Here is a 17,593-nt window from a genome sequence, read left to right as displayed (position 1 = left end):
GGCACGGAAGAAGGCTGAAGTCGCACATGAACGCAGACGGTCGTACGAGGCTGAACCGGACGCCCGAGTGGAGCGCCCTCGCCGAGCACCGCGAGGACGTCGGCGAGGTGCAGCTGCGTGAGCTGTTCGCCGCCGACCCCGCCCGCGGCGCCGGGTACACGCTCCAGGTCGGTGACCTGCACATCGACTACTCCAAGCACCTGATCACCGACGAGACGCTCCGGCTGCTGCGCGAACTCGCCGCCGCCACCGACGTGTTCGGGCTGCGGGACGCGATGTTCCGCGGTGAGAAGATCAACGTCACGGAGGGCCGGGCGGTGCTGCACACCGCGCTGCGGGCCCCGGCGGGCGCGGTGGTGGAGGTGGACGGCGAGAACGTCGTCCCGGCGGTGCACGCGGTGCTGGACCGGATGGCCGACTTCGCGGGGCGGGTGCGCTCCGGGGAGTGGACCGGGCACACCGGCCGGCGGATCAGGAACGTCGTCAACATCGGCATCGGCGGCTCGGACCTGGGCCCGGCGATGGCCTACGAGGTGCTGCGCCCGTACACCGACCGGGAGTTGACGGTCCGGTTCGTGTCCAACGTGGACGGGGCGGACCTGCACGAGGCGACCCGTGACCTGGACCCGGCGGAGACGCTGTTCATCGTCGCGTCCAAGACGTTCACCACCATCGAGACGATCACCAACGCCACCTCGGCGCGCAGCTGGCTGCTCAGGGGACTGAAAGCCGGTGAGGAAGCCGTCGCCCGGCACTTCGTGGCGCTGTCGACGAACTCCGAGAAGGTCACCGAGTTCGGCATCGACACGGCCAACATGTTCGAGTTCTGGGACTGGGTCGGCGGCCGGTACTCCTTCGACTCGGCGATCGGGCTGTCGCTGATGATCGCGATCGGCGCGGACCGGTTCCGGGAGATGCTCGACGGGTTCCGTATCGTCGACGACCACTTCCGCACCGCCCCGGCCGAGGCCAATGCCCCGCTGCTGCTGGGGCTGCTGGGCGTCTGGTACGGCAACTTCTTCGACGCCCAGTCGCACGCGGTGCTGCCCTACAGCCACTACCTGTCCAAGTTCACCGCCTACCTCCAGCAGTTGGACATGGAGTCCAACGGCAAGTCGGTGGACCGCGAGGGCCGCCCGGTGCAGTGGCAGACCGGACCGGTCGTGTGGGGCACCCCCGGCACCAACGGACAGCACGCCTACTACCAGCTCATCCACCAGGGCACCAAGCTCGTCCCCGCCGACTTCATCGGCTTCGCCGAGCCGGTCGCCGAACTGGACGACGAGCTCGCCGCCCAGCACGACCTGCTCATGGCCAACTTCTTCGCGCAGACCCAGGCGCTGGCCTTCGGCAAGACCCCCGAGGAGGTCCGCGCGGAGGGCGTTCCGGAGGAGCTGGTCGCCCACAAGACGTTCCGGGGCAACCACCCGACGACCACGATCCTCGCCCGCGCGCTGACCCCGTCGGTGCTCGGCCAGCTCATCGCGCTGTACGAGCACAAGGTGTTCGTCCAGGGCGCGGTCTGGGACATCGACTCCTTCGACCAGTGGGGCGTCGAGCTGGGCAAGGTCCTCGCCAAGCGCGTCGAACCCGCCCTCACCGAGGGCGCCGACGTCCCCGGCCTGGACGCCTCCACCCAGGCCATGGTCGCCAAGTACCGTGAGTTGCGCGGCCGTTAAACCGGATGCGGCAGTCCACTCGGCCGGGTGACACTGACGCCTTCGTCCCGTCCGTGTCACCCGCCGAGAGGTACCGATGGACCGACTGCTCGCCGCCCTCGCCGATCCGCACCGCCTCAGGGTCTACGCCAGGATCGTGCTCGACGGCCTCCCGCCGGGCGAGGAGGGCGCGCCCGCGGTGCGCGGTCACCTCGGGAAGCTGCTCGCCGCCGGACTGGTCGAGCGCCAGCCGGACGGCTCCCTGCGCGCCGACCCCTCGGTGTTCCGGCGTGTCCGGCCGACCCGGGACAAGGCACCGCCCGGAGTACCGCGCGCCCTGTCCGGGTTCTTCGCCCAGGGCAGGCTCACCGCCATACCCGTCCGCCCGGCGGTCCGCCGCGAACTGCTCTCCCACCTCACGGACAGCTTCTTCGACCTCGACCGCAGCTACAGCGAGCGCGAGGTCAACGACGCGTTCCGCACCGTCCACGACGACACCTCGGCGCTGCGCCGGTACTGCGTGGAGAGCGGTCTGCTGGTCCGCGACCGGGACGGCAGCAGCTACCGGCGCGTGAGCGGGCTGGCGGAGACGACGGGCACCGGCTGAGGCAGGGGGGCACGCTCACCCACCCCGCGCTCACCCACCCCGCGCTCACCCACCCCGCGCTCACCCACCCCGCGCTCACCCACCCCTCACGCGGCCGCGCTGAGCGTGTCCGCCAGCCGTCTGCGGGCCGCCCGGGCCGCCGGTACGGCCGCGAGGGCGGTCGCGCCGAGCACGGCGGACCCCGCGAGCAGCACCACCAGCGCGGGGGAGGGGCTCTGGGCGATGCCCGCGCCGATGCCGCTCGACCGGCCCTGCGCGTCGATGATCCAGTGCGCCAGCGGCAGCCCCAGCGCCAGCGCGACCAGCACCGCCAACAGCGTCGTACCGCCCATGGCCGTGACCGTGATCGCGGTGATCTGGCGCGGGGACAGCCCGATCGCCTTCAGGGCCAGCAGATCGCGCTCACCCTCGCGGACCGTGCCGCCGATCGCGGTCAGCAGCTCGATCAGCCCGATCAGGGCGAGGACCGCGATCAGCCCGACGACGACGCCCCGCAGCGCGGACAGTCCGTCGGCCGGGTTCGGCACCGTGTGCAGGTCGAGCCGGCCGCCCCCGGACCGTGCGAGCCGGTCGGCGACCTCGCGCGGGTCGGCACCGGCGACCAGCCGGAGCTGGTAGAGCGTGGGGCGCAGCGCGGGGTCGTTCTCGCGGAGGGTGTCCAGCGAGGTGGAGACGACCCGGCCGGCGTTCTCCGGCTCGATGCTGCGGCCCACGAGGTGCAGGACCTGCGGCTGGTCGCCCACGGTCATCCGCACCCAGTCGCCCACCCGGACGTCCAGCAGGTCGAGCAGTCCCTGCCCGGCCACCGCCTCGTCGGGACCGCGCGCGGCCCGCCCCTCGGCCAGGGTGTACGGGTAGGGGTCCGCGTGGGTGCCGAGGCCGCGCAGGGCGATGGTCGCGGTCTGGCCCGGCACCAGGGCGGCCACCTCGACGCCCGGGTAGGCGGCGGCGACCTGGGGGTCGCGCTCCAGCAGGGCGCGGGCCCGGGCGTCGCTCAGACCGGCGTCGGCGCGCACGGTCAGCGCGGCGGGCAGGCCGATCCGCTCGGGGCTGCCGTGGGCGCGGTCGATGGTGGTCCAGGCGCTCAGCGCGACCACGATCAGCAGCAGCGGCAGGGCCAGCCGGGCGACGGTGCCCAGCGACCGGCGCCGCTGCGTGGCGGCCGTGTGCCACCCCAGGACCAGGGCCGGCGACACCCGCACCCCGGCGACCCGCAGGCCCAGGGCCCGCAGCCCCCACGCGCCCGCCCCGGCGAGCCGCCAGCCCACCGGCCCCGCGGGCCGCGGCACCGGCACCGGCGGCACCCGCCCCGCCCGCCAGGCGGCGAGCCCGGTCGTCGCGCCGATGAACAGCACCACGCCCACCGGCACCGCGAACAGCGCCATGGCGTGCCCGGGCAGCCCCTGCCACACGCCCACCGCGTCCCCGAGCCGCCCGGGGACCCGCTCGCCCAGCGCCTCGGTGAGCGCGGCGGCCGCCACGGCGCCCAGCAGGGCGTACGCCAGGTGCTGGAGGAGGAAGACCCGGACCACCTGGCCGGGGGTGAAGCCGATCGCCTTGAACACGGAGATGTCCCGCAGGTGGCCGCGGATGCGGGTGCCGATCGCCCCGTGCACGGCGAGGCAGGCGGCGACCAGCGCACCCAGTCCGAACAGGCCGAGCACCTGCCCGAGCAGCCGGTAGTCGCCTTGGGCCTCGGCGCGCGCCTGCGTCCAGGTGGAGACCCCGCCGATCGCGCCCGCGCCCAGCACGGTCACGGCGCGCTGCACGGCGTAGTCCGTGCCCTCCGGGTCGGCCAGCCGCATGCCGATGACCTGGGCGTCGGGGGCGGGCACGGCGGACGGCAGCGCCCAGACCAGGCCCCGCTGCTCGCCCGGGCGGTAGCGGGGCTCGGCGCTGTCGGCGACGCCGACCACCGTCAGCCGGCGGGCGCTGCCCGCCTCGGTGAGCGTGTCGCCGGGCTGGGCCAGCAGCGCGCGGGCGAGCCCGCTCTCCAGGACCACCCCGTCGGGCGCGGTGGCGTCCAGCCAGTGGCCGGCGGTGAGCAGCGGCCGGCCCACGGAGGGCTGCTCGGACACGCCGCGCAGTTCCACGGCGGCGCGGCTGCCGCGCGAGGCGAGCGTCGCCGACTCGCTGGGGAAGGGGCCCGCGACCGCCTCGACGCCGTCCAGCGCGGCGAGCTTCGCCGTGTCGGCGGTGGGCGCCGTGTGCAGCCACACGTGGGCGCCGCGCCCCTGGGTGAAGACGCGCTGCCACGGGTTGGTCGCGTACCCGAACAGAGCTGTGGCCAGCAGCAGCGAGGCGACCACGCCGGCCGTGGCGAGCACCAGGAACAGCGCCTCGCCGCGGTGCGTGCGCAGGTCGGAGTGGGCCCAGCGCAGGGTGGCTCGCACGGGCGTCACCACCCGCCCGGCGCACGCCGGGCGCGCGGACGCCCGCCACGGGCAGCCGGCCAGGTCACGGCGGTCATCTCAGTTCCTCAGCTCCAGGCCCCGGGACACGGCGGTCATGTCCGTTCCTCAGCTCCAGGCCCCGGGACACGGCGGTCATCTCAGTCCCTCAGCTCCAGCACCCCGGAGATCCCGGCCCGGCGCGGCGGCGTGCCCCCGTCCAGGTGCGCGTCGTCGACGATCCGTCCGTCGAAGAAGCTGATCACCCGGTCCGCGGCGCTGGCCAGCCGGGCGTCGTGCGTGACGAGGAGGATCGTCTGGCCGCGCTGGTGGAAGCGGGACAGCAGCCGCATGACCTCGCGGGTTCCCTTGCTGTCCAGGCTGCCGGCCGGCTCGTCCGCCAGCAGCAGCGGGGGATGGTTGACCAGGGCGCGGGCCAGCGCCACCCGCTGCTGCTCCCCGCCGGACAGCTCGCCCGGCATGCTGCGTTCCTTGCCCTCCAGGCCCAGCTCGGACAGCAGCCGGGCCCGCTCGGCGCGGGCCCGCTTCGGCGGGACCCCGGCGAGCAGGGCGGGCAGTTCGACGTTGTCGGCGACGGACAGGTTGGACACCAGGTTGAAGAACTGGAAGACGATCCCGATCCGGGTGCGGCGCTCGACGGCCCAGCGGGCCTCGCTCCAGGCGTCCGTGCACGTGCCGTCCAGCCGGATGCTCCCCGCGTCGGGCCGCTGGAGCCCGCCCAGCAGGTGCAGCAGGGTCGACTTCCCGGCCCCGGACGGCCCGGTGATCGCCACGAACTCGCCCCGCCGCACGGACAGGTCGACCCCGCGCACGGCGTGCGCCGGGGCGCCCTCGCCGTGGTGCGTCTTGACCAGCCCCTCGGCGCGCAGCACCTCGGCGGGACGGTCGTCGCTCACCCCAACTCCTCCAGCTCGTCCGGTTCGTGCAGCGGTCCCGGTTCCTACAGGTCCTCCAGCTCCTCCTGGCAGCGCTCCAGCCAGTCGAGGTCGGCCTGCAGGTGCAGCATCGCGCCCTCGATGAGCAGGTGGGCGATGCGGTTGTCCCGGTCCTCGGCGGAGGCCAGCCTGGACAGCTGGCGCATGGTGTTCAGGTACTGGCGCCGCTGCTGGTTGATCAGGGCGATCTGGTCGGCCAGACCGGTCCGCGGGGCGAGCGCCAGCTTCATGAAGAACTCGTCGCGCACCCGTGGCTCGTCCTCGGGCTCGGCGAACCAGACGCTCAGCGCCTCCCGGCCGGAGTCGGTCAGGTGGTAGACCTTCTTGTTGGGCCGGCCGGACTGCTCGACGTCCTCGCCCTCGATCAGTCCCTGCTTCTCGAGGCGGCCGAGGGTGACGTAGATCTGGCCGACGTTCGGCTGAGGGTACGCGGAGCCCAGCAGTTGCTCAAGGTCCTGCTTCAGCTCGTAGCCGTGCGCCGGGCCGCGCGCCAGCAGGGCCAGGAGGGGCAGCCGCACTCGTGCTCTCCTCCCGCGTCCCGAGTAATGTGCCGCAGGCCCTAGTATCGCGCATACCTAACAGGTATACATGGCCTCTGACTCCGTGCGAAGACGCCCGGTGCCAGGTGTACAGGGAGGAACCTATGCGGTGGATCCACGCCGCCGGTAGGGGCCTCCTCGTTCTCGTCGTGGTCCTGACCGGTTACGTCGCCTCCGGGGCGCGGGCCGACGACGGCTCCGCGGGCGGCCGGGGGCCGCTGACCCTGGCCACCGCCGGCGACCTCACCGGCTACCTGGGACCGCTGCTCCAGGGATGGAACCGTACCCATCCCGGCGAGCGGGTCACGCTCGTCGAACTGCCCGACGCGGCCGACGAGACGCACGCCCAGATGGTCACCGACCTGCGCGGCGGCGAGCGCGGCCGCTTCGACGTGCTGAACATCGACGTGAACTGGACCTCGGAGTTCGCCGCCGCGGGCTGGATACGCCCGCTGCCGCGCGAGCGCTTCCCGCTGGGGACGTTCCTGCCGCCGGTCGTCGACACCGCCACCTACGACGGACGCCTGTACGCCGTCCCGTACGTCACCAACGCCGGGCTCCTGCTGTACCGCAAGGACGTCCTCGCCAAGGAGGGCGTCCCGCCGCCGCGCACCTGGGCCGAGCTGGAGCGGGCGGCGCGGACGATCGCGCCGAAGTACGGACTCGACGGCTACGCGGGCCAGTTCCTGCCGTACGAGGGCCTCACGGTGAACGCCGCCGAGGCCGTCTACTCGGCGGGCGGCACGATCCTCGGCGACGAGGGCGAGCGCGTCACGGTCGACTCCGCCGCCGCCCGCGAGGGCATCGGCTTCCTGGTGCGCGGGGTGCGCGAGGGCTGGATCCCGAGGGCGGCGCTGACGTACAAGGAGGAGGAGTCCAAGCAGGCGTTCCAGGACGGCCGGCTGCTCTTCCTGCGCAACTGGCCCTACGCGTACGTCGTCGCGTCGGCCCCCGGCTCCCCGGTCGCCGGGCGGGTCGGCGCCGTGCCGCTGCCCGGGCCCGACGGTCCGGGGACCAGCGTCCTCGGCGGCTCCAACCTGGCCGTCACCACGCACGCGCGCCACCCCGACTCGGCCGCCCGGCTGATCGCCTACCTCACCGGTGAGAGCGTCCAGCGCCAGGTCCTCACCCGCGGCGCGCTGCCGCCGGTACGCGCCGACCTGTACGACGACCCGGAGCTGGTCCGGCGCTTCCCGTACCTGCCGACGCTGCGCGAGAGCGTGCTGAGCGCCGCCCCGCGCCCCAAGAGCCCGCGCTACGACCAGGTCAGCCTCGCCGTCCAGGCGGTCCTGCACGACGCGCTGACCGGCCACGCCACGCCCGCGCAGACCGTGCGGCGACTGGCCCGCGAACTGGCGGCCATCTCCCACCGCTAGCCGGCACCCGCGCGCCTCCCTACTTACATGTTAGGTAACGAGCACGTCTCATCTGGCTCCCGCACGCCCTGATTCGCCCTCTTTTGCGGCCCCAACTGGCCAGTAACGCCTGTTCTTTTCATTGACACCCTCGCGACACGCCTACCTAACATGCATGCATGTTGAGTAAGCACCGCTGGTGGCGCGACGCCGTGATCTACCAGGTGTACGTCCGCAGCTTCCTGGACAGCACCGGCGACGGCGTCGGCGACCTGGCCGGCGTCCGGGCCGGGCTGCCGTACCTGAAGAAGCTCGGGGTCGACGGGATCTGGCTGAGCCCCTTCTACCCCTCGCCGCAGCACGACCACGGCTACGACGTGGCCGACTACTGCGACGTCGACCCGCTCTTCGGCGACCTGGCCGAGTTCGACCGGCTGGTCACGGCCGCCCGGCGGCTCGGCGTCCGGGTGCTGCTCGACATCGTCCCCAACCACTGCTCCAGCGCGCACCCGTGGTTCACCGAGGCGCTGGCCACCGGACCCGGCAGCGCCGCGCGGGCCCGCTTCCACTTCGCCGACGGCCGCGGACCGGACGGGGCCGAGCCGCCCAACAACTGGCACGCCATGTTCGGCGGCCCGGCCTGGACGCGGGTCACGGAGGCCGACGGCCGCCCCGGCCAGTGGTACCTGCACATGTTCACGCCCGAACAGCCCGACTGGAACTGGCGCACCCCTGAGGTGCCCGCCGCGTTCGAGCGGATCCTGCGCTTCTGGCTGGACCGGGGCGTCGACGGGTTCCGCATCGACGTCGCCGCCGGTCTCTTCAAGCACCCGGACCTGCCCGACTCGGACGACCCCGAGGCCGACGCCCGCACCCGCGACTCGGTCAACCCGCTCGCCTGGAACCGGCCCGAGGTGCACGACGTGTGGCGGCGCTGGCGCGCGGTCTGCGAGGAGTACACCGCCCGCGACGGCCGCGAACGCCTCCTCGTCGGTGAGGTCTCCGTGCCGACCGCCCGTGAGCACGCCCGCTACGTCCGCCCCGACGAACTGCACCAGGCCTTCTTCTTCGACCTGCTCAGCGCCCCCTGGAACCCGGACGCCTTCCGCAAGGTCATCTCCGAGGCCATGCAGGACATCGCCGGCACCGGTTCCACGGTCACCTGGGTCCTCAACAACCACGACCAGGTGCGCACCGTCACCCGTTACGGCGAGCCCACCCCCGAGGGCAGCGGCCTCGGCCCCGCCCGGGCCCGCGCCGCCGCGCTGCTGATGCTGGCGCTGCCGGGCGCCGCGTACATCTACCAGGGCGAGGAACTGGGCCTGCCCGAGGTCGTCGACCTGCCCGACGACGTGCTGACCGACCCGATCTTCCGCCGCACCGGCAGCCGGGCCCGGATCCGCGACGGGTGCCGGGTGCCGCTGCCCTGGTCCGGGCAGGCGTCGCCGTTCGGCTTCACCAACGGCGCGGAGGGCGCCAAGCCGTGGCTGCCGCAGCCGGAGTACTTCGCCGAGTACGCCACCGACCGGGCCCTCGCCGACACCCGCTCCTTCTGGCACCTGTACCGGGACGGGCTCCACCTGCGGTCCGCACTGCCCCAGTTGGGCGACGGCACGCTGCGCTGGCTGGACAGCCCGCCCGGCGTGCTGGCCTTCGCCCGCGGCGACGACCTGGTCTGCGCCGTCAACTTCGGCACGGCCCCCACCCCCGCACCGGTGCCCGGCACCCCGCTGCTGGCCAGCGCCCCGTGCCCGCCCGGCGTGCTGCCCGGCTCGACGGCCGCCTGGTGGATCAGGGACCTCTGAACCCCGACCTACTCCTGAGACTCCGTCAGTTCCCCATCTCCGAAGGGACATCAACGATGATGCGACGACGTACCACCCTGCTCACCGGCTGCACCGCCCTGGTCCTCGCGCTCGGTGCGACGGCCTGCGGCGGCAGCGAGCCCGTCTCGGCCGGCGGCGGCGACAAGGCGCTCAGCGGGCAGACCGTGAGCGTGGCCGGCGTCTGGTCCGGCACCGAGCAGAAGAACTTCCAGAAGGTGCTGGACGCCTTCACCGCCAAGACCGGCGCGAAGACGCAGTTCACCTCCACCGGGGACAACGTCTCCACCGTCGTCGGCAGCAAGATCGAGGGCGGCAACGCCCCCGACGTCGTGATGGTCCCGCAGGTCGGCGTGCTCCAGCAGTTCGCGAAGAACGGCTGGCTCCAGCCGCTGTCCGCCACCGCGCAGCAGTCCGTGACGGCCGGCTTCGCCCCCGTGTGGAAGAACTACGGCAGCGTCGACGGCACCCTGTACGGCCTGTACTTCAAGGCCGCCCACAAGTCGACCGTCTGGTACAGCCCCGACGCCCTCGACCAGGCGGGCGTCAAGCCGCCGGCCACCTTCGACGACCTGCTGAAGGCCGGGCGGGCCGTCTCCGACTCCGGACTGGCCGCCTTCTCGGTCGCCGGACAGGACGGCTGGACGCTCACCGACTGGTTCGAGAACGTCTACCTCTCCCAGGCCGGCCCCGAGAAGTACGACGCCCTCGCCGCCCACAAGCTGAAGTGGACCGACCCGAGCGTCGTCCAGGCCCTGCAGACCCTCGGCACGCTGTTCAAGGACAAGGCGCTCGTCGCGGGCGGCCAGAAGGAAGCCCTGAACACCGACTTCCCCGGCTCGGTCGAGAAGGTGTTCGGTCCCGAGCCCGAGGCCGGCATGGTCTACGAGGGCGACTTCGTGGCCGGGGTCGCCAAGGACCAGTTCGGCCGGGCGATCAGCGAGGACGCCGACTTCTTCCCCTTCCCGAAGGTCGGTGCCGGGCAGGCACCCGTGGTCAGCGGCGGTGACGCGGCCGTCGTCCTGAAGGACGGCAAGAACCACCAGGCCGGCATGGCGCTCCTGGAGTACCTCGCCACCCCCGAGGCCGCGGCCGTCTGGGCCGGCGCCGGCGGCTTCCTCTCCCCGAACAAGAAGCTCGACCTCGCCTCCTACGGCGACGACGTCACCCGCGCGACCGCCAAGTCCCTCGTCGAGGCCGGCGACTCGGTCCGCTTCGACATGTCCGACCAGGCCCCCGCGGCCTTCGGCGGCACCAAGGGCGCCGGCGAGTGGAAGATCCTCCAGGACTTCCTGCGCGACCCGTCCGACCCGAAGGCCACGGCGGGCCGGCTCGAAGCCGCGGCGGCCAAGGCGTACCAGGGCTGACCATGACCACGACCCTGGTGAAAGAGACGCGCGCCCCGGCCGCCCCCGGCCCCGGCGGCGCACGGCGCACCCGGCGGCGGGGCCGGGCCGCCGCCCTGCTGTTCGTCTTCCCCGCCCTGCTGCTGCTCGGCGCGCTCGTCGTCTACCCCGTGCTGTTCTCGGTCGGCCGCAGCTTCTTCGACGCCTCCGGGACCCGCTTCGTGGGCGGCGACAACTACACCGAGATGTTCCGCGACCCGGCGACCGTCAAGGCCGTCCGCAACACCGCGATCTGGGTCGTCGTCGCCCCGGCGCTGCTGACCGGCCTCGGTCTCATCCTGGCCGTGCTGGTGGAGAAGGTCCGCTGGGCCACCGCCTTCAAACTCCTGCTGTTCCTGCCGATGGCGGTGTCCTTCCTCGCCGCCGGCATCATCTTCCGGCTCGCCTACGACGAGGACCCGGACAAGGGCGTGCTCAACGCCGCCGTGGTCTCCGTCCACGACGCCTTCGAGGACTCCTCGGCCTACCCGACGGCACGGGCCCGCGACGGCCAGGGCCTGACCAAGGGCCGGGACGGCTCCTACGGCACGAGCGGCACGCTGGCGCCGGGGGAGACGGTGGCGCTCGGCCTGGTCGGTGTCCGCCCCGGCGACCTGCCCGGCTCGGCCCGGCCCGCCTCCCCGGCGGCGGCCCGTACGGCGGCGCCCGGCGAGCTGCGCGGCGTCGTCTACCTGGACTTCACGCCCGGCGGGGGAGGCAGGCAGGGCGCCGTCGACCCCAAGGAGAGCGGCCTGCCCGAGATGAAGGTGCAGGCCGTGCGCGACGGGCGGACGGTCGCCACCACGACCACGGCGGCCGACGGGTCGTTCCGCTTCGCCGGCCTGTCCGACGGCGCGTACACCGTGCGCCTGCCCGCCGCCAACTTCGCCCCGCCCTACGAGGGCGTCTCCTGGCTCGGCCCGGCGCTCGTCACACCGGCGATCATCGGGGCGTACCTGTGGATCTGGACCGGGTTCGCCATGGTGCTGATCGGCGCCGGCCTGTCGGCGCTGCCCCGGGACGCGCTGGAGGCGGCGCGGATGGACGGCGCCAACGAGTGGCAGATCTTCCGCCGGATCACCGTCCCGCTCCTCGCGCCGGTGCTCACCGTCGTGTTCGTGACGCTGGTGATCAACGTGCTGAAGGTCTTCGACCTCGTCTACATCATCGCCCCCGGCCCCGTGCAGGAGGACGCCACCGTGCTCGCGACCCAGATGTGGCTGGTGTCGTTCGGCGGCGGCAACAACCAGGGCCTCGGCAGCGCCCTCGGCGTGCTGCTCCTGCTGCTGGTGATCCCGGCGATGGTCTTCAACGTCCGCCGTTTCCGAAGGAGTCAGCGATGAACGCGGTCCGGCGCGGCCTGGGCAACGCCGTGGTGCAGGCCTTCCTCGTGGTGATCGGCCTGGTCTGGATGACCCCGCTGGCCGGGCTGTTCCTGTCCTCGCTGCGGTCCTCCGAGGACACGGCAAAGGGCGGCTGGTGGACGGCGTTCGCCGCCCCCGGGCAGCTGTCCTTCGACAACTACTCCGCCCTGCTGCAGAACGCGGGCATCACCCGGGCGTTCTGGAACACCGTCCTGATCTCGGTGCCCACCACCCTCCTGGTCGTGGCCGTCGCGGCGCTCGCCGGATACGCCTTCGCCTGGCTGGACTTCCCCGGCCGCGACACCGTCTTCCTGGTCGTGGTGGCCCTGCTGGTGGTGCCCGTGCAGATCGGCCTGCTGCCGGTGGCCAAACTCTTCGGCCAACTGGGCCTGTTCGGCACGATCCCCGGCGTGGTCCTCTTCCACGTGGCTTACGGACTGCCGTTCGCGGTGTTCCTGCTGCGCAACTACTTCGCCGAGATGCCGAAGGAGATGCTGGAGGCGGCCCGCATGGACGGCGGCAGCGAATGGCGCATCTTCACCCGCCTGGTGCTCCCGGTGGGCCGGCCCGCCCTCGCCAGCCTCGCCATCTTCCAGTTCCTGTGGGTGTGGAACGACATGCTGGTCGCCCTGCTCTTCGCGGACAGCTCCTCCCAGCCGCTGACTGTCGAACTCCAGTCGCAGATCCGCCAGTTCGGGAGCAACATCGACGTCCTGGCCCCCGGCGCGTTCCTGTCCCTGATCGTGCCGGTGGCCGTGTTCTTCGCCTTCCAGCGGCACTTCGTGCAGGGGGTGATGGCGGGGTCGGTGAAGTGACGCGGCCCGGGCGGGACCTGACACCCGCCCCGCCGTACGCCGAAGGGGCCGGACTCGCGCGAGTCCGGCCCCTTCGGGGTGGGCGTGGTGCCTGCCGGGGTCAGGGCGACGCCGGCGGGTACAGCGAGCGCGGCAGCTGGGAGGCCGCCGCCGTGTCCAGCAGCCACAGGGTGCGGGCACGGCCGCGCGCGCCCGCCGCCGGGGCCTGGATCTCGCCGGCGCCGGACAGGGCGATCGCCGCGGCCCGGGCCTTGTCCTCGCCGGCCGCCAGCAGCCACACCTCGCGGGCCGCGCGGATCGCCGGGAGGGTCAGGGTGACCCGGGTCGGCGGGGGCTTGGGGGCCCCGCGCACGCCGACCACCGTGCGCTCCGTCTCGCGGACCGCCGGCAGCTCCGGGAACAGCGACGCCACGTGGGTGTCCGGTCCGACGCCCAGCATCAGCACGTCGAAGGTCGGCACCGTCCCGTGGTTCTCGGGGCCGGCGGCGCGAGCCAGCTCCTCGGCGTAGCCCTCCGCGGCGGCCTCGACGTCCGTGCCGTGCGGACCGTCCGACGCGGGCATCGCGTGCACCCGCTTCGGATCCAGCGGTACGGCGTCCAGCAGGGCCTCGCGGGCCTGCGTGACGTTGCGCTCCGGGTCGCCCTCGGGCAGGAACCGCTCGTCGCCCCACCACAGGTCGAGCCGGCCCCAGTCGACGGCGTCCCGGGCGGGCTCGGCGGCCAGCGCGGCCAGCAGGCCGTTGCCGTTGCGGCCGCCGGTGAGGACCACGGACGCGTGACCCCGGGAGGCCTGCGCGTCCACGATCTTCGTGATCAGCCGGGCGGCGGCGGCCTGCGCCATCAGCTCCTTGTCGCGGTGCACGACCAGCTGCGGGGTGCTCACTTCGCGGCCCCCTTGGTCACCGGCTCCGACGCCGCCGCCTCGCGCGCGGGAGCTTCCGCAGCTTCCTCGACAGGGGTTGCCACGGCCTCCCGCTCCCCGTCCCCTCCGGCTCCTTTGGCCACCGCTTCCGGCGCCTCCGCATCCGAAGCGGCGTCCCCGGCAGCCTCACCGTCACCGTCACCGTCACCGTCGACCGCGAACGCCTCCGCCGCGTCCGACGTGGCGTTCAGCCGGTCCACGCCGTAGCGCAGCGCCGACGCGTAGGTGTCGTCCGGGTCCAGGCGGCGCAGCTCCTCCGCTATGAGCTCGGCCGTGTCCCGGCGCTTGAGCGCCACCGCACGGTCCGGCTGGCCCTCGATGGACAGGGTGGCCAGCGAGCCGTCCGCCCGGTCCAGCACGACCGGGCCGCAGTCCGTCGACATGCGCACCGCGGTCAGCCCCGGCCCGCCGGACAGCGAGCGCTTCACCGGCACGTCCAGCCGGTCCGCGAGCCACATCGCCAGCAGCTCGCAGCTCGGGTTGAACTCCTCGCCCTCCACCTCGACCGAGTCCACCCGGCAGCTGACCTGGTCCAGGGCCGCGGCCAGCATCGAGCGCCAGGGCGTGATGCGGGTCCACGACAGGTCGGTGTCGCCGGGGGTATAGGTCTCGGCGCGGGCGGTGAGCTCCCGCACCGGCTGCTCGGCGGCGTAGGTGTCGGTGACCCGGCGCTGCCCGAGGGCGCCCAGCGGGTCCTTCGCCGGGTCGAGCGGCGCGTTCACCGGCCACCAGACGACGACCGGCGCGTCCGGCAGCAGCAGCGGCAGCACGACCGACTGGGCGTGGTCGACCACCTCGCCGTACAGCCGCAGCACCACCGTCTCGCCGCTGCCCGCGTCCGCGCCGAGCCGCACCTCGGCGTCCAGCCGGGACTGCGTGCGGTCGCGCGGGGAGCGGGAGACGCGCTTGACGACCACCAGCGTGCGCGAGGGGTGCTCGCGCGACGCGTCGTTGGCGGCCTTCAGGGAGTCGTAGGCGTTCTCCTCGTCCGTGACGATGACCAGCGTGAGCACCATGCCGACGGCCGGGGTGCCGATGGCCCGGCGTCCCTGCACCAGGGCCTTGTTGATCTTGCTGGCCGTGGTGTCCGTGAGGTCTGTCTTCATGGCCGGCGCCAGCTCCGTCCCTCTCGTGCGAGCATTTCGTCCGCCTCGACGGGCCCCCAGGTACCGGCCGGGTACTGGGCGGGCTTGCCGTGGGTGTCCCAGTACTCCTCGATCGGGTCGAGGATCTTCCAGGACAGCTCGACCTCCTCGGTGCGCGGGAAGAGGTTGGAGTCGCCCAGCAGGACGTCCAGGATCAGCCGCTCGTACGCCTCGGGGCTGGACTCGGTGAACGACTCGCCGTAGGCGAAGTCCATCGACACGTCCCGGATCTCCATCGACGTGCCCGGCACCTTCGAGCCGAAGCGGACCGTGACGCCCTCGTCCGGCTGGACCCGGATGACGATGGCGTTGGAGCCCAGCTCCTCGGTGGCGGTCGTGTCGAAGGGGGAGTGCGGCGCCCGCTGGAAGACCACCGCGATCTCGGTGACCCGGCGGCCCAGCCGCTTGCCGGTGCGCAGGTAGAAGGGGACGCCCGCCCAGCGGCGGTTGTCGATCTCCAGCTTCACGGCGGCGTAGGTGTCGGTCTTCGACTTGGCGTCGATGCCGTCCTCTTCGAGGTAGCCGACGGCCTTCTCGCCGCCCTGCCAGCCGGCCGCGTACTGGCCGCGCACGGTGTGGTCGCCCAGGTTCTCGGGCAGCCGGACGGCGCCGAGCACCTTGGTCTTCTCCGCCGCGAGCGCGTCGGCGTCGAAGGAGGAGGGCTCCTCCATCGCGGTGAGCGCCAGCAGCTGCAGCAGGTGGTTCTGGATGACGTCCCGGGCGGCGCCGATGCCGTCGTAGTAGCCGGCCCGGCCGCCGATGCCGATGTCCTCGGCCATGGTGATCTGCACATGGTCCACGAAGGACCGGTTCCAGATCGGCTCGAACATCGTGTTGGCGAAGCGCAGCGCCAGGATGTTCTGGACGGTCTCCTTGCCCAGGTAGTGGTCGATGCGGAAGACCTGGTCCGGGGCGAAGACCTCGTGGACGATCGCGTTGAGCTCCTCGGCCGACTTCAGGTCGTGGCCGAAGGGCTTCTCGATCACCGCGCGGCGCCAGGCGCCGTTCTTCTGGTCGGCCAGCCCGTGCTTCTTCAGCTGCTGGATGACCACCGGGAAGGAACGCGGCGGCACCGACAGGTAGAAGGCGAAGTTGCCGCCCGTGCCCTGCGCCTTGTCCAGCTCCTCGATCGTGCCGCGCAGCCGCTCGAAGGCCTCGTCGTCGTCGAAGGTGCCCTGCACGAAGCGCATCCCCTGGATGAGCTGCTGCCAGACCTCCTCGCGGAACGGGGTGCGGGCGTGCGCCTTGACCGCGTCGTGGACCTCGGCGGCGAAGTCCTCGTGCTCCCACTCGCGGCGGGCGAAGCCCACCAGCGAGAAGCCCGGCGGCAGCAGACCCCGGTTGGCGAGGTCGTACACGGCGGGCATGAGCTTCTTCCGGGACAGGTCGCCCGTGACGCCGAAGATGACCAGGCCCGACGGCCCCGCGATGCGCGGGAGCCGTCGGTCCGCGGGGTCACGGAGCGGGTTCGCTCCGGATCCGGAGAGGGGAGCCAAGACGTCAGCCCTCCGAGGGGGCGAGGCGCTCCAGCTCCGCCTCGGTCGACTTCAGCAGGTCGGTCCAGGACGCCTCGAACTTCTGGACGCCCTCCTCCTCCAGCAGCTGCACCACCTCGTCGTACCCGATGCCGAGCTTCTCCAGGGCGTCGAGGTCGGCGCGGGCCTGCTCGTACGTCCCGGCGATGGTGTTGCCGGTGATCGAGCCGTGCTCCTCGGTGGCCTGCAGCGTGGCCTCCGGCATGGTGTTGACCGTGTTCGGCGCGACCAGGTCGTCGACGTACAGGGTCGGCTTGTAGGCCGGGTCCTTCACACCGGTGGAGGCCCACAGCGGACGCTGCTTGTTGGCGCCCGCCTTCTCCAGGGCCTGCCAGCGGTCGGAGGAGAAGACCTCCTCGTACGCCTGGTAGGCCAGGCGGGCGTTGGCCAGGGCGGCCTTGCCGCGCAGCGCCTTGGCCTCGTCGGTGCCCAGCGCGTCGAGGCGCTTGTCGACCTCGGTGTCCACGCGGGAGACGAAGAAGGACGCCACGGAGTGGATCTGCGACAGGTCCAGGCCGCGCTCCTTGGCCTTCTCCAGGCCGGTGAGGTAGGCGTCCATCACTCGGCGGTAGCGCTCCAGCGAGAAGATCAGCGTGACGTTGACGCTGATGCCCAGGCCGATGGTCTCGGCGATCGCCGGCAGACCCGCCTCGGTGGCCGGGATCTTGATGAGCGCGTTGGGCCGGTCCACCAGCCAGGCCAGCTGCTTGGCCTCGGCGACGGTGGCCTTGGTGTTGAAGGCCAGGCGCGGGTCGACCTCGATGGAGACCCGGCCGTCCTGGCCGTCGGTGGCGTCGAAGACCGGGCGCAGGATGTCGGCGGCGTCGCGGACGTCCGCCGTGGTGATCATGCGGATGGCCTCTTCGACGGTGACCTTGCGGGCGGCGAGGTCGGACAGCTGCTGGTCGTAGCCGTCGCCCTCGGAGATCGCCTTCTGGAAGATCGTCGGATTGGTGGTGACGCCCACGACGTGCTGCTGGTCGATCAGCTCGGCGAGGTTGCCGGACGTGATCCGCTTGCGCGACAGGTCGTCCAGCCAGATCGCGACGCCCTCCTCGGAGAGGCGCTTCAGTGCGTCTGTCATGGAATTACATCTCCT

At 72.7% G+C, this 17,593-nt stretch carries 14 protein-coding genes; 7 read left to right on the top strand and 7 right to left on the bottom strand.

The features are described from left to right. Positions 1-26 precede the first annotated feature (26 nt). Both pgi and E4U91_RS38900 read left to right on the top strand, forming a co-directional pair. The gene (gene pgi / locus E4U91_RS08755) at positions 27-1,679 is read left to right on the top strand and encodes a glucose-6-phosphate isomerase (protein WP_137306316.1); all 1,653 of its coding nucleotides are present in this window, start codon (positions 27-29) and stop codon (positions 1,677-1,679) included. Between the two features lie 316 nt (positions 1,680-1,995). After that, on the top strand, positions 1,996-2,265 hold the full coding sequence (locus E4U91_RS38900) for a DUF2087 domain-containing protein (protein ID WP_241678832.1): 270 nt from the start codon (positions 1,996-1,998) through the stop codon (positions 2,263-2,265). Positions 2,266-2,351: 86 nt separating this feature from the next. Here E4U91_RS38900 and E4U91_RS08745 read toward each other — a convergent pair whose 3' ends face one another. The 3 genes from E4U91_RS08745 to E4U91_RS08735 all read right to left on the bottom strand — a co-directional run bounded on the left by E4U91_RS08745 (position 2,352) and on the right by E4U91_RS08735 (position 6,129). Continuing rightward, complete coding sequence (locus E4U91_RS08745) at positions 2,352-4,658, bottom strand: ABC transporter permease (RefSeq protein WP_137306315.1); 2,307 nt, start codon at positions 4,656-4,658, stop codon at positions 2,352-2,354. Between the two features lie 158 nt (positions 4,659-4,816). Further along, the gene (locus E4U91_RS08740) at positions 4,817-5,572 is read right to left on the bottom strand and encodes an ABC transporter ATP-binding protein (protein WP_137306314.1); all 756 of its coding nucleotides are present in this window, start codon (positions 5,570-5,572) and stop codon (positions 4,817-4,819) included. 44 nt (positions 5,573-5,616) lie between these two features. Continuing rightward, positions 5,617-6,129: a PadR family transcriptional regulator gene (locus E4U91_RS08735; RefSeq protein ID WP_137306313.1), complete on the bottom strand. Its 513-nt coding sequence runs from the start codon at positions 6,127-6,129 to the stop codon at positions 5,617-5,619. A gap of 125 nt (positions 6,130-6,254) precedes the next feature. Here E4U91_RS08735 and E4U91_RS08730 point away from each other — a divergent pair, with 125 nt between their 5' ends. From E4U91_RS08730 to E4U91_RS08710, 5 genes are all read left to right on the top strand, one after another. Next, entirely contained in the window at positions 6,255-7,526 is a 1,272-nt protein-coding gene (locus tag E4U91_RS08730; protein WP_137306312.1) for an ABC transporter substrate-binding protein, read from the top strand. A gap of 158 nt (positions 7,527-7,684) precedes the next feature. After that, complete coding sequence (locus E4U91_RS08725) at positions 7,685-9,310, top strand: glycoside hydrolase family 13 protein (RefSeq protein WP_174867776.1); 1,626 nt, start codon at positions 7,685-7,687, stop codon at positions 9,308-9,310. A 56-nt stretch (positions 9,311-9,366) separates the two neighbouring features. Continuing rightward, on the top strand, positions 9,367-10,695 hold the full coding sequence (locus tag E4U91_RS08720; RefSeq protein WP_137306311.1) for an ABC transporter substrate-binding protein: 1,329 nt from the start codon (positions 9,367-9,369) through the stop codon (positions 10,693-10,695). 2 nt (positions 10,696-10,697) lie between these two features. Further along, on the top strand, positions 10,698-12,056 hold the full coding sequence (locus tag E4U91_RS08715; protein WP_137306310.1) for a carbohydrate ABC transporter permease: 1,359 nt from the start codon (positions 10,698-10,700) through the stop codon (positions 12,054-12,056). Next, positions 12,053-12,892, top strand: a complete 840-nt coding sequence (locus tag E4U91_RS08710) for a carbohydrate ABC transporter permease (RefSeq protein WP_137306309.1) — start codon at positions 12,053-12,055, stop codon at positions 12,890-12,892. Before E4U91_RS08715 ends, E4U91_RS08710 begins: the two co-directional genes overlap by 4 nt. 100 nt (positions 12,893-12,992) lie before the next feature. Here the strand turns inward: E4U91_RS08710 and pgl are convergent, their stop codons facing one another. Genes pgl through tal form a run of 4 tightly spaced genes read right to left on the bottom strand, consistent with a single transcriptional unit; the run spans position 12,993 to position 17,578 of the window. Beyond that, positions 12,993-13,775 (bottom strand): 6-phosphogluconolactonase, encoded by a 783-nt coding sequence (gene pgl / locus E4U91_RS08705; RefSeq protein ID WP_137306308.1) that lies wholly within the window; start codon positions 13,773-13,775, stop codon positions 12,993-12,995. Next, positions 13,772-14,920, bottom strand: a complete 1,149-nt coding sequence (gene opcA / locus E4U91_RS08700; protein WP_137306307.1) for a glucose-6-phosphate dehydrogenase assembly protein OpcA — start codon at positions 14,918-14,920, stop codon at positions 13,772-13,774. The genes pgl and opcA overlap by 4 nt, the downstream gene beginning before the upstream one ends. Then, positions 14,917-16,455 carry a glucose-6-phosphate dehydrogenase gene (zwf, locus tag E4U91_RS08695; protein WP_137306306.1) on the bottom strand — a complete coding sequence of 513 codons (1,539 nt, stop codon included), beginning with the start codon at positions 16,453-16,455 and terminating at the stop codon, positions 14,917-14,919. Before zwf ends, opcA begins: the two co-directional genes overlap by 4 nt. Before the next feature lie 4 nt (positions 16,456-16,459). Beyond that, positions 16,460-17,578, bottom strand: coding sequence for a transaldolase (gene tal / locus E4U91_RS08690; protein WP_137306305.1), 1,119 nt, complete (start codon positions 17,576-17,578; stop codon positions 16,460-16,462). Positions 17,579-17,593: the final 15 nt, after the last annotated feature.

This window comes from Streptomyces lasalocidi (genome assembly GCF_005280215.1).
GTDB lineage: Bacteria > Actinomycetota > Actinomycetes > Streptomycetales > Streptomycetaceae > Streptomyces > Streptomyces longwoodensis.
This window is presented reverse-complemented; position numbering and strand designations above follow the sequence as displayed.

What these genes read in the sequence shown, in the direction of transcription:
- pgi (WP_137306316.1), top strand. Translation starts at nt 27, where the DNA reads ATGAACGCAGACGGTCGTACGAGGCTGAACCGGACGCCCGAGTGGAGC.
- E4U91_RS08730 (WP_137306312.1), top strand. Translation starts at nt 6,255, where the DNA reads ATGCGGTGGATCCACGCCGCCGGTAGGGGCCTCCTCGTTCTCGTCGTG.
- E4U91_RS08725 (WP_174867776.1), top strand. Translation starts at nt 7,685, where the DNA reads ATGTTGAGTAAGCACCGCTGGTGGCGCGACGCCGTGATCTACCAGGTG.
- E4U91_RS08720 (WP_137306311.1), top strand. Translation starts at nt 9,367, where the DNA reads ATGATGCGACGACGTACCACCCTGCTCACCGGCTGCACCGCCCTGGTC.
- E4U91_RS08715 (WP_137306310.1), top strand. Translation starts at nt 10,698, where the DNA reads ATGACCACGACCCTGGTGAAAGAGACGCGCGCCCCGGCCGCCCCCGGC.
- E4U91_RS08710 (WP_137306309.1), top strand. Translation starts at nt 12,053, where the DNA reads ATGAACGCGGTCCGGCGCGGCCTGGGCAACGCCGTGGTGCAGGCCTTC.
- opcA (WP_137306307.1), bottom strand. Translation starts at nt 14,920, where the DNA reads ATGAAGACAGACCTCACGGACACCACGGCCAGCAAGATCAACAAGGCC.
- tal (WP_137306305.1), bottom strand. Translation starts at nt 17,578, where the DNA reads ATGACAGACGCACTGAAGCGCCTCTCCGAGGAGGGCGTCGCGATCTGG.